Source organism: Octadecabacter sp. SW4 (genome assembly GCF_008065155.1).
Lineage (GTDB): Bacteria > Pseudomonadota > Alphaproteobacteria > Rhodobacterales > Rhodobacteraceae > SW4.
On sequence record NZ_CP042819.1, the window covers coordinates 2,108,353 to 2,120,799 of the forward strand.

Annotated in this window: 9 protein-coding genes; 6 read left to right on the top strand and 3 right to left on the bottom strand. The window is 59.5% G+C overall.

What is annotated here, in order from left to right:
* Window positions 1–146 precede the first annotated feature (146 nt).
* Both FTO60_RS10390 and FTO60_RS10395 read left to right on the top strand, forming a co-directional pair.
* Entirely contained in the window at window positions 147–1,325 is a 1,179-nt protein-coding gene (locus FTO60_RS10390; RefSeq protein WP_148055895.1) for a cytochrome c3 family protein, read from the top strand.
* A gap of 50 nt (window positions 1,326–1,375) precedes the next feature.
* On the top strand, window positions 1,376–2,533 hold the full coding sequence (locus FTO60_RS10395; RefSeq protein WP_148055896.1) for a cation:proton antiporter: 1,158 nt from the start codon (window positions 1,376–1,378) through the stop codon (window positions 2,531–2,533).
* Window positions 2,534–2,547: 14 nt separating this feature from the next.
* On the opposite strand, the gene FTO60_RS10400 is transcribed toward FTO60_RS10395, so the two are convergent.
* Complete coding sequence (locus tag FTO60_RS10400; protein ID WP_254696777.1) at window positions 2,548–3,525, bottom strand: bile acid:sodium symporter family protein; 978 nt, start codon at window positions 3,523–3,525, stop codon at window positions 2,548–2,550.
* A gap of 74 nt (window positions 3,526–3,599) precedes the next feature.
* On the opposite strand from FTO60_RS10400, the gene FTO60_RS10405 reads away from it, so the two are divergent.
* A complete protein-coding gene (locus FTO60_RS10405; protein WP_148055897.1) occupies window positions 3,600–4,448 on the top strand; it encodes a 1-acyl-sn-glycerol-3-phosphate acyltransferase in 849 nt (282 codons plus the stop codon).
* Here FTO60_RS10405 and FTO60_RS10410 read toward each other — a convergent pair whose 3' ends face one another.
* A complete protein-coding gene (locus FTO60_RS10410; protein ID WP_148055898.1) occupies window positions 4,449–4,949 on the bottom strand; it encodes a hypothetical protein in 501 nt (166 codons plus the stop codon).
* A 1-nt stretch (window position 4,950) separates the two neighbouring features.
* On the bottom strand, window positions 4,951–5,655 hold the full coding sequence (locus tag FTO60_RS10415; protein WP_254696778.1) for a response regulator transcription factor: 705 nt from the start codon (window positions 5,653–5,655) through the stop codon (window positions 4,951–4,953).
* Window positions 5,656–6,461: 806 nt separating this feature from the next.
* On the opposite strand from FTO60_RS10415, the gene FTO60_RS10420 reads away from it, so the two are divergent.
* The 3 genes from FTO60_RS10420 to FTO60_RS10430 all read left to right on the top strand — a co-directional run bounded on the left by FTO60_RS10420 (window position 6,462) and on the right by FTO60_RS10430 (window position 12,447).
* Window positions 6,462–8,165, top strand: a complete 1,704-nt coding sequence (locus FTO60_RS10420) for a hypothetical protein (RefSeq protein ID WP_148055899.1) — start codon at window positions 6,462–6,464, stop codon at window positions 8,163–8,165.
* A gap of 157 nt (window positions 8,166–8,322) precedes the next feature.
* Window positions 8,323–10,380: a type I secretion protein ATPase gene (locus tag FTO60_RS10425; RefSeq protein WP_254696779.1), complete on the top strand. Its 2,058-nt coding sequence runs from the start codon at window positions 8,323–8,325 to the stop codon at window positions 10,378–10,380.
* A 15-nt stretch (window positions 10,381–10,395) separates the two neighbouring features.
* On the top strand, window positions 10,396–12,447 hold the full coding sequence (locus FTO60_RS10430) for a type I secretion system permease/ATPase (RefSeq protein WP_148055901.1): 2,052 nt from the start codon (window positions 10,396–10,398) through the stop codon (window positions 12,445–12,447).

A 12,447-nucleotide genomic window follows, 5' to 3' on the forward strand; every position in this document is an offset into this window, starting at 1 on the left:
AACCTGAGAATTGGTATCAATCCTCTCTTGCCTCACGCCCTTCCCAGCAAGGGGAAGATCCCGAAGTGTTACAATTTTCCCTGTCACGATAACAGATTTGTGATTATAATAAAGGCACAGATTTCCACTTTAGCGGAGACTCACCCATGAAATTTTTTTCTCAGATTTGTGCCAGCCTCTTGGCTTTAACCCTGGTTTTGGTCCTCGTGCTTGATGCCCGCAGCGTTGTCAGCCAGACTGCGGACGCTGACGGGGCCGCGGACGAAAATGTCATTCCCTTTGCCCTGCCGCAAACCGGACCATTCACGCCCGCCGATATCAGCATCGACAACGACGAGGCGATCGCCAACTGGTTCCGCTCGGCCCATGCTGATGCCGCCGCCGAGGCCTTTCGCCACTGGGATGAGGACGAGGAAATCGCCCCCGCCTGCGCCACCTGCCACTCGGGCGAGGGGTTCCGCGCATTCCACGGCCTGGACGGCAGTGAACCCGGGGTTGTCGAGGGTCCGATTGATGTGGGCGGCGTTGTCGATTGCGGCACCTGCCACAATGCGGGCCTTGCCGACATTACCGAAGTCGCCTTTCCAAGCGGATTGATGCACCCCGTTCAGGGCGTCGAGGCGTCCTGCATGACATGCCATCAGGGCCGCACTGCGGGCGTGACCGTGCGCGCGGCAATCACTGACATGGATCTGGATACGGCGAATGCCGAACTGCGCTTTGTGAACCCGCATTACGCCACAGCCGCCGCCACATGGCTGGGCGGGTATGGTGGCGCGGGCTATCAATATGACGGGCGCGACTATTCCGGTCGCTTCTTCCACGCCCGCCCGGTTTCAAGCTGTAATTCCTGTCACGAACCGCACACATTGGAGGTCGCGTTCGAACCCTGCCTGACCTGTCATCAGGGCGAAAGCCCGCAAGACATCCGCATCGCACGGCAAAGCTATGACGGCAGCGGCGACACGTCGGTGGGCATCAGCTCGGATATTCAGGCCAACGCGGCACTGTTGCTGGATTCGGTAAAATCCTATGCGGCCGACATTGCGGGCGTGCCGATGGTCTATGACGGCAACAGCTACCCCTACTTCTTTACTGACGCGAATGGCGATGGTGTCATTGACCAAAGTGATGGGCGCAATGTGGCCTATAACGGCTGGACACCACGCAGTCTGCGCGCGGCCTATAACTGGAAGCTGGTCACCTCTGATCCGGGCAATTATGCGCACAACCCGCACTACGCGCTTGAACTGCTCTATGACTCGATCGAGGATCTGAGCGCGCCCCTGGGCATCGACATGGCCACCCTCAACCTGCTGAGATAGCAGCCACCCGCGGCCTGACCGGGCCACCCGCCGCAAAGGAACAGCACGGGATGGAACAACCGCTTTTGCTTATGACGCTGGGCGTGCTTTTCCTTGGCGGGCTGGTGGCGGATCAGATCGGGCGTTACACCCGGTTGCCCCGCGTGACCCTGTTGTTGTTGTTGGGGCTGGCGGTGGGGCCAGCTGGCCTTGGACTGCTGCCAGATGCATCGGCCCAATGGTTCGCACCCATATCCGACGTCGCACTGACGATGGTTGCCTTCCTGCTGGGAGGCGAGTTGACGCGCGAAAACCTGGCGCGCCACGGGCGGGCGATATCGGCAATCTCGCTAAGTGTGGTTCTGGCAACCACGGCGATTGTCTGGGCAGGCCTGTCGCTGATGGGGATGGACCCGCGCCTTGCACTGCTGCTGGGGGCAATCGCCACCGCCACCGATCCGGCAGCGATTGCCGATGTGATCCGCCAGTCCGGGATCCGCAACGGGTTCAGCGAAACCCTGAACGGGATCGTCGCGATTGATGATGTCTGGGGGCTGATCGTGTTCAGCATCTGCCTTGCGCTGGTCGATCAATCGGGCGGTTGGGCCGGACCGTTGATCGGTGCCGGGCGCGACATTGGCGGCGCTGTCTTGCTGGGTGCGATCATCGGTGTGCCGTCGGCCTATCTGACGGGGCGATTGAAAGCCGGTGAACCCCTCCAGACCGAGGCCATCGGCGTTGTCTTTCTGACTGCGGGCCTTGCGATCTGGCTCGAGGTCTCCTTCCTTGTGGCGGGCATGACCGCAGGCGCGCTGATCGCCAATCTTGCGCGCCACCATGCGCGCGCTTTTCACGAAATCGAAAATATCGAATGGCCGTTCATGCTGCTGTTCTTTGTGCTCGCCGGGGCGTCGCTTGAAGTGGAGGCGCTGCGGTCGCTGGGCTGGATTGCGCTGGCCTATATGGCACTGCGGATCGTTTCACGCGTTGTGGGGGGTGAGATCGGAGAGCGCATCGGTGGGGTGCCCCCCGCGCAGGCCCATGCCTTTGGCCCTGCCCTGATGCCACAGGCAGGCGTTGCCGTCGGCATGGCGCTGGTCGCGGCCGAAACCCTGCCCGAATGGGAAGCGGTGATCATGACACTGACCATCGCCGCGACAGTGTTCTTTGAAATTGTCGGGCCGCCCGCTACCTATTTCGCGTTGCGCCACGTTTCACGCGGACGCTAGAAACAGGCGCGCGTTCACGCCACTTTGGTGCGCGCCAGATAGATCGCCATGACGATCCCGGAAATCGCGTGCCAGATCCCCCAGAACGCGGCAACCACCGCCATCCCGCCCAAGCCGCTGAAAAATCCGAAGATCAGGATCAGACCAAGGCCGGAATTCTGGATACCGGTTTCGATCATCACCGCGCGCCGGTCAAAATCGGACAGGCCCATCACCGTCGCCGTCGCGTATCCCCCGACCAAGGCCACGGCATTGTGCAACAGCACCAGCAAGGCCACCGCCCCGGCAAATTGCACGAACAGCGACCAATTTGCCGCCAGCGCCAGGACCACAAAGGCAACGAATATCCCCATCGACAGAAACTGAAGCGGCGTGCGCAACCGCGCCGTCACCTCGGGCCGTTTCATATTGAGCAGCACCCCAAGGCACAACGGCAATACCAGCATGACACCGACCGTCACCGCCACCGAAACCGGATCAATCGCAGTTTCGCGAAGAATCGCGCGGGTTGGCGCATAGAGACTGCCCCAAAGCGCGATATTGAACGGTGTCAAAAAGATTGCCACGACCGTCGCAAAGGCCGTCATCGACACCGAAAGGGCAGAATTTCCGCCCGCCCGGTGGGTGATGAAATTCGAGATATTCCCGCCCGGACAGGCGGCGACCAGTATCAAGCCCAGCGCAATCGAAGGCGGCGGCGTGGTCACCAGCACGATCCCAAACGTCAACGCTGGCAAGACCAAAAACTGGGAAAACAACCCTGTCAGCAAGGCCTTGGGCGCGCGCAGCAGTTTGTTGAAATCTGACGGCTTAAGGTCGATCGCGATTGAAAACATGACGATCGCCAGCACGGCATTCAGGATTTGCAGGCTCGTGGGCGAAAAGTTCAGCATGACCGCGTCAATGCCGGTGCCGTCCAGACCGTTCATGATATTGTCCCCGATCACCCAAAGCCCGCGCGCCGCTATTGCCTCGCGGCGCGATGTCGCCATGATAGGCCAAGCCGATCGCAACCCCTAACACTTATCCAAAGCAGACCTTGATCAAATCCAACAGCACCAACCCGATGGACGACCTCTTGCGCGCGCGGCTACGCATTCCCCACGGCGCTGGGCTGCGCTTGCGGGCGTTGCGGGGGCTGATGGCTTCGGTGGATGCGGTCAATCGCGCGGTGACGGGGCAGTCTTTCTTTGCCCTGCGCGAGACCGAACAGGTCTTGATTGATCTTGACGGGCGCACGGGACCGGACCTTGTCGCGGCCCTATTGGCGCGAAATGGCGGGACGCAGTTGCGCGCGCATGGCCTCAAGCATGTGCCAGCCAAAGGCGCTGTCGTGATCGGCGCCACCCACCCCATCGGCACCTTTGATTTCATCGCCCATGCCGGTGTCCTGCTGGATCACCGACCCGATCTCAAGGTTGTGGCCAACCGCGAGGCCGAAAGGTTCCTGGGCACTGACCGGATCATCGCCGTGGATCTGGACCGCAAGGACAATGTGTTGACGGCGCGCCACACCCGCGAAGGGATGCAGGCGCACCTGGACGCTGGCGGGGCTTTATTGGTGTTCGGGTCGGGGCGCGTGCCCGATATGGTTGGCGGGATGCTGGTTGAACCGCCCTGGCGGTCGGGCATCACCCGCATGTCCGCAGCAAGCGGGGCACCCATCGTGCCCGCGTCAATCGACGCCCGCAATTCGCGCCACTATTACCGCACCCGCAAGCTGGCGCGGATGGCAAGCGGTGGGAATGATGATTTCGGGCGCGCCGTGGCCTCGCTGCGTTATGCATCCGAGCTGTTTGGCAAACTTGGCGGCCAGTATGACCTGCACTATGGGCCGATCCAGCCACCCGGCACCGCCCCCGACAATCTGCAACGGCTGGCCGAGGGGCTGGTTACCGGACTTTACCGCAAATAGTTATTGTGGATAGCCAAAGTCGCTGACAGCCTGCCAGATATCGCGATTGATCGCGCCCAATTCGGCGATCGCCGCCTTGATGTTGTCTGCCGCCTCGGCGTCCAGATCATTGACCTGCCCCATCATCAGCTTGTCCTTTCGGTCAGCAATCCGCATCAGAATAGACCGCGGATGCCCTCCCTCGCTGTCGAAGGCATAGATGCAATGGTTATAGCGGTTGCGCAGCGCGGACTGGTTCTGAATCCGTTTTGTCAGGGCCAGCGTCGTGTCGCGTTCTGCCTTGGCGATCCGGTCAAGCTTGGACAGCCGTTCGACCATATCGATCCGCGCGCGCGATGTGTTGAGGGTCAGAAAGACAACGGTGGCGATCTCTTTGTCCATCCCCGAAAGCCCGGCAATCAGATGGATCAGCAGGCTTTCGGTGTTGGTCCAGGTGTAGTTCAGCTTGCCAATCAAAAGCAGGAAATCATCGAAATCGATTGGGTCCGCTGGCCTGGCCATTTCAATGCCCGCGTTGCCCTTGATCCAGAAACCAAACGGCCGCTTCGGTCCGGTTGTGCACGCCCAGCTTGGCGATGATATGATGCATGTGCAGCTTGATGGTATGCTGAGACAGCTTGAGTTCATCCGCGATGATCTTGTTCTGCTTGCCTTCCGCCGCCGAGCGCAGAACCTGCATTTCGCGCTCGGTCAGATGCACCGCGTCCGCGTCTTCCGCAGTGTTTTCGGGAACATGCGCGGTTTGCGCATCGACAGCGGGGGCCTGCGCCATCAGGTCGGCAGGCACATAGTTTTCACCGCAGACCAGCAGGCGCAGCACCGACAGCCAGCTATCCACATGCAGCTTCATGGGAAGCAGCCCAATCTGGCCGACGCGCGGCGTATCCTTGATCACGGCGATCAACCGCCGTGCGATCGCATCGTCGCGATAGGCCATAGCGATATTGGCGTGCGGGAAACGCGCGCGCAGCTCTGGCATGACCTCGATCAGTTCACCCAGCATGGTTTCATCAATGATGATGATGCAGACAGGCTCTGCCCTGTCGTCGCTCATGAACAACAGGTCATGCAACGATGCGGCCCGGGTAAACCCAAGACAGGGCATTTCCATATCCGCCAGCCGAAGCACGCTGTCCGAAAAGCTGAGCGGGTTTCCAACGAACAAACCGCTGACAGTTTTCGCAGGTGGTTCAGAATTGATAAACATAACAAGATCCCCCCAAAGAACCCAAATGATTAGTATTACAAAATGCAGCGTTCCTTTTGGAACTATATCCCCCGTCACGGGGTTGAATTGACATATGTTAAGACGAACACATCACAAATTCACAACATACGAAGCGTTTATTCGCCTCTTCTTAAATCGGACGCGGTGTGACGCGAAAAGCCGCCACCCAGATACCGTATCGCGATAACCAAATTCTCCTTCAAATCATGCTCAGTGTAGCGCTTCCAAAGCTCCCTCTCCAGTCAGGCAAACCTTACCGAAAGGTTAATGTAACACATCTTTCGGTTAATGTCCGCTTATCTAAAAAGACATGTGCCCTAGGCAACTGATCTTTAACTGTTTTTCAGATGCTAATCCCCCCTGATCGAATCGGTATGCTTCTTGCGATATGAATTAGTACCTGTCAGTTTTCTCATTTTAAATCATATACTTAAGCTGAAATCTGCACCCTAACCCTTTGTGTAGCTTAACGGATGCCTCGGTTCAGGCAAAGCTGATGGGGTCACGCATTATTGAAGTGGCGACGATCACTGATTGCGGTCGTCAGGGCGATTGCTGGTGGGGATTTACCCCGAATCATTCCGGCGCCGCACCTAAGAAATGGCGAAAATAATTCTGGGGGGGATTACATATCGAGAAATAGCACAGACATCCCGGGTGAACCTTGGACCGAGTTATCGTCCGACGGCCCGACACACCAAACTTTCAATTCAAAACCACATCTGCACGTTGATCGCTTTTGATAGAGTGGCGATCCCGTAGATGTCATTTACGGAGATACCAAAATGTCTGGTAAGAATAACAACATGATTTTCCCAATGATGGGTGGCGGTGGCCACCAGGATCAGGACCAAGATCAGGATCAGCATCAGGCGCAGGCCGAACTTCAGGCCCAGCTTCAAGGTCAGGGCCAAGGCCAGCAACAGTCGTCCACCAGTGACAACGACAATTACAATGGTAACGGCAATGGTAACCTGAACGGGAACGGTAACCTGAACGGGAACGGAAACCTGAACGGCAACGGAAACTACAATTCCAGCACCAACACCAGCGCCAACGGCAACCTGAATGGGAACCTGAACGGGAATGCCAACCTGAACGCGAACTCCAACACCTCGGAAACGACCGTTGGTGTCCAAGTTAATGTGGGTGTCGGGATCGAAGGCTATATGCCTACCGATGACGACTTTGCCGACATCGATCTGGGCCATGGCGCGAGCGCCGGTGATTTCATCATGGCCAAGGGCGACATCGACTACAACCCAGGCGATGACGTCGACGTCAATGACTTCCTGAATGACGCGGTCTTCGGGATGGGCAATGATGTGGCCACGGTCAACGTCCAGACCAACAACCTCACCGACAATGACAGTCTGGGGAAGGTCGACAACAACGGCTCAATAACCCAGACCAACACCTCGACTGGTGGCAAGGCTGAAGCCGATGACGGCATCGGCGCAGGTGCCGCTGGTGGTGATGGCAAAGGCGAAGCCTATGCCGACGGCGGTCAGGCCCAAGGTGGCATCGGCGGGGGCGGCGTTGCTCTTGCAGGCGGTGGCACAAGCGGCAATGGCGGCAACGCGCATGCTATGGGTGGAACCGGTGGTGCCGGTGCCGGTGCAACAGCCGTAGGCGTTGGCCTTGGCCTTGGTGGTGCTTCTTCGGGTGCAACATCGACTGCTGGTGCTGGCGGAAGCGGTGCATCTCTTGCGGCTGGCATGGGTTCAGGCCTGGGTCTGTCCGGTGCGCATGCTGATGGTGGCGATTCCGGTGATGCCGGTGGCCTTGGTGCAGGACTTGGCGCTGCAGGCGCCGGTGCTGACAGCAGCAACACGGGCGATGCCGGTGCAATCGGCGCAGGCCTTGGCCTGCTTGGCCTTGGTGTTGCAGGTGCCAACAACGGGTCCACCGGCATGGCGGATGCCGATGCGATGGGTGCCGGACTTGGCGCTGGCAAGGGCGTAAGCGGTGACGGCGGCGCAGCCGACGCGCACTCGGGTGCCATTGGTGCCGGAATGGGCACCGGAACCGCAGGCAACGCGAACGCCGGAGACGGCGGCGATTCCGGCGCGCTCTCTGGTGCGTCCAACGCAACAAGCGGCTCGGGTGGCCACAACTATGCCGATGGCGGTGATGGTGGTGCTGGCTTTGGCGGCATGTCGATGGGCGGTGGTAGCGGTGCCGGCTATGGCGGCGTTGCAACTGCAGGCGGTGCAAGTGTCGGTGGCGGCACAGGTGGCGCTGGCGGTAGCGCAACCGCTGGCGGTGGTGGTGCCGGTGGCAACGCCGGTCAGTGGGGCTCTGGCAACGGGGATGATGGTTACATCACCGGCGAGAGCTTTGCTTCGGCCGCGTCGCAGATCGACACCTCGGCGTTCAACCAGACCATCGTGCAAGGCGCGAACGTGCTGGGCAACACTGTCGATATGACAGTTGTCGGCGGCTCGTTCAGCTCCAGCTACATCGGCGACGATGCCGATGGCGCATAGGCGCTGACCTTAACAACGCCAAAGCCCGGCATGATCCGGGCTTTGGCACCAGATTTTATGACGATCCCTTTTATTCGACCCCGAGGTCGCGACCGACAGTATTTCATGATTGACGACCGGGTAAACCATTAGAAATCATAGCGAGGCTGCGATGTTAATGGACAAAGTGACCGAAATGGTCGCCCACATGATCGGCATTTTCCACATCACGCTGGAAGAAGAGCGGATGCGCGATGTCTATGACAAGTTCAGCGCTCTCAAGGCCAAAGATCCCGACCTCGATGATACCCAGGCCGTCGCGCTGCGCTTTAGTGCCAAATATGATCTTGGCGATTTCAACCCCGGTCTGATCTATGTCCCCTTTGCACCCGCTGGCCCGTTTGTCAGCTCACCCGACCCGCTTTTCTTTGATGCACTTTTCCCTGTGTGGTATCAGTCCCCGTTCTACGGTCTGGCGGCGAATACCGTGCCGGCAGCCTTTCCGCTTTTTGGTGCCGGACGTCCGCTTCTGACGCTCGAACCACCCTCAAGCGTGGTCGTTCTCACATATCAAAGCGCCTTTCTCTACGACAACGACACCCTGCGCATGACCGACTCCGGGATCGAGTTTGTCGACCCCGCCGTGTTCCTGGCCGAGCTGCAGCAATACGAAATGATCGCGACAGCCATCGCCGCCCCCGTGAGCGCCAAGATGGTCGCCCCCGGCGAAACCGTCACCGAAGACGCGATCGCCCTGCACGCGCAAGTGGGCTCCACAGCCCCCACGACATTGACCGGGGTCGCGGCGACCGTGCTGCACGGGGTCGATGCGATTGGCCTGCATGTGAACGGCGAAGCCGCCGAGGAAGCCCCCGAGCTTGCGGATTTGATGCCCGCCTTCATGGCGCCCGATGATGCGGAAGAAACCGCCACGGATGACGAAGACGCGAGCGATAGCACGTCCGAGGATGCGGCTGATGACGCCGCCGCCGACTATGAGTTTCCCGACCCTTTCGAAGGGCTTGGCGGCAGCAGCACCGATAACAGCCTGTTCGAAGTGGACGAGGGCCATCTGGTCGTGTCCGGGGGTAACCTTGTCGTCAACGAGGTCTCGATCACGACGGCCTGGCTGGACGCCTCTGTCATTTCGGTGATGGGCGATGTCGTAAATCTGAACATGATTTCGCAGATCAACGTGCTGGTCGATCATGACTTGGGCAGCATCGGCGAGGTTGTCGGATCCGTGGCAATGAACGCCGCAACCTTCGCGTTCACAAGCACCGCCCCGGTGCCCGAAGAGGGCGCTGAAGCCTCCGAAGATACGGGCGATCTGGGCTTGCCCGTTAACTGGGCAGTGACGCGGATCGATGGCGATCTGTTCAGCGTCAATCAGGTATCCCAATACACATTCCAGACCGACAACGACATTGCCGAGATCACCTTTAACGGCTCCAATACCTACATCGGGCTGGGCGACAACACCGTGATCAACCTTACCAATCTGTCCGAACTGGGCTTTGGCTATGACCTGATCGTCGTCGGGGGCAGCATGATTTCGATCAACTGGATCAATCAGATCAATGTGATGATCGACAACGATACCATGACCTATTCCGGCATGACCCCAACCAGCATGCTGGGCGGTGACAACCTGCTGTTCAACGGCGCAAGCATCACCAGTTCCGGCGTCGATGCCTACGGCGAAATGCAGGACAATTTCGCCAGCGCCGCCGATAGTTTTGCCCAAGGCGCGACCAGTATCAACGCCGGCCTCGCCCAGGACAGCGTCTTTGAAGGCATCGATATCCTGCGCGTCCTTTATATCGAGGGCGATTATACGACGATCAACTGGATCGAACAGACCAACGTGCTGGGCGATAGCGATCAGGTGCATCTGGCCCTTGATGATTTCACCGCGCAAAACGGTGGTGAAGTGAATGTCATCACAGGATCGAACGCTACCATAAACCTGGCCACCATCACCGACTACGGGGTCGATTCAAACGTCATGGTGGGCGGTGAAGTCTATGATGATGCCCTCCTATATCAGGCCGAGTTGATCGACACCGACGCCGATCCGCTGGGTGTGGACATGCCCGCGCTTGCGTCAGAGGCGGTCGTATTTCTGGCCGATGACATGCTGACGCCAGACAACGGCCCGGTCGATGTGCCGATTGTGGCGACAGCACCCGAAAGCACCGCATCACCGGATATGATGCAAACAATGCTCGCCTAATAGGATATTGCAAGAATGACTTTCGATGACCCCAAACGTTTCGAACGCGCCGCGCCCCACTCACAGACAGATCAAGCAAACAGCCCCCAGGCTGCGAAGGCCCGGTCTACGGCGCGGCGCACAGATCCCCTGACCCTGACCCCGGATCAGCGGGCCGAACCCGATGAAGCGCCGGCGTTTGAAAGCAAGGGCACACCGGCCAAGGGGCTGGGCGGCGAACAGATCGAAGGTGATACCGGCCCGATCATGAAACAGGACGGCGCGGGCAAGCCCCCTAGCACGACAGGCGGCGGCAAGGGCGGTGGCGGCGGTGGCGGATCGCAGGGTTTTCACAAACGCGCGGCCCCCGACCAATTCGTGCAACAGCTGAACACGGGCACCCGCATCGTCAAACGCAACCTTGGTTTTGTCATGATTCTGACCTGCGCGACGAACCTTTTGGTGCTGGCGATCCCGATCTACCTGTTCCAGATTTCCGACCGCGTTCTGACCAGCCGGTCCCTAGATACGCTGGTGATGCTGACCATCGTGATGGTAGGTGCGGTGGTCATGCAATCCGTCTTTGACGCGGTGCGCCGTTTTATCCTGATGCGCACCGCCGTCGAGGTGGCAGTGCGGCTTGGCGCGCCGGTTCTCAGTGCCGCCGCCCATGCATCCCTGCAAGACAACGGGCGACAGTATCAAACCTTGGGCGACCTGCAGCAATTGCGCGGGTTTCTGACGTCTGGCACGCTGATTTCCTTTTTGGATGTGCCTTTTGCCCCGCTCTTCATCGTGGCGATTTTCCTTGTGCATCCGCACCTTGGGATGATCGTGATCGCCACTTCTCTGGTCTTGATGGTCATCGCGATCATCAACCAAAAGGCCACTGCCAAACCCTTTGCCGAAGCCAATATCGCGCAAAGCCACGCCAATATGCACCTCGATTCCATGACCCGTAACAGCCAGATCATCAACGCGCTGGCGATGGTCCCCGAGGCGGTTGCGCTGTGGGGCAAGGACACGGCCAATTCCCTGCGCGCGCAGGTCAAGGCGCAGGACCGCAACATCGCCTGGGCCGCCGTGTCGCGTGCGGCGCGTCTGCTGACCCAGATCGCGATGCTGGGCTGGGGCGCCTTTCTGGCCATTCAGGGTGAAATCACCGGCGGCATGGTGATTGCCGCCTCGATCATTGCCGGACGTGCACTGGCCCCCATCGAAGGGTCCATCGAAGGCTGGAACGGCTATATCCTGTCGCGTAGCGCGTATGACCGGGTGAAATCGCTGATGCACAATTCAGTGCAGCGGTTCGAGAAACTGGTGCTGCCCAACCCCGAAGGCCGCCTGAACGTCGAGCGGTTGTTGTTTGTCCCCGCAGGGACCAAGCAGGTGATCCTGAACGGGCTGACGTTTTCCCTGAACCCCGGCGACTCCTTGGGTGTGATCGGCAATTCGGGCGCGGGCAAAACCACCCTGGGCAAGATGCTGGTGGGGTCGATCCTGCCGACGTCGGGTAACGTGCGGCTTGATCTGATGGACCTGCGCAACTGGGACACGCGCCAGTTGGGCGAAAACATCGGCTATCTGCCGCAGGACGTGCAGCTTTTCCCCGGCTCGATCAAGGCCAATATCGCGCGGATGCGGGCGGATGCCAAAGACGAAGACGTCTATCGCGCCGCCATGCTGGCGGATGTGCACGACATGATCGCAATGCTGCCGCACGGCTATGAAACGATGGTGCAGGCCGATGGCTCGCCACTGTCGGGCGGGCAGAAGCAACGGATCGCACTGGCACGCGCCTTCTTTGGTAACCCGCGTTTTCTGGTGCTCGATGAACCCAACTCGAACCTTGATACGGCGGGGGATCGCGCCCTTGCGACGGCCATCAAACATGCCGGCGAACACGGGATCACCGTTGTCGTCATCACGCAAAAGCCGTCCCTGCTAAGTGTCGTCGACAAGATTATGCTGATGGCTGACGGCAACATCGCGATGTTCGGGCACCGCCAGCAGGTGCTTGAACAACTGGCGCAGCGCAATGCCGGGGGCAACCTGCCGCCCGCACAGGGTGGACAGGGGGGCCAATAA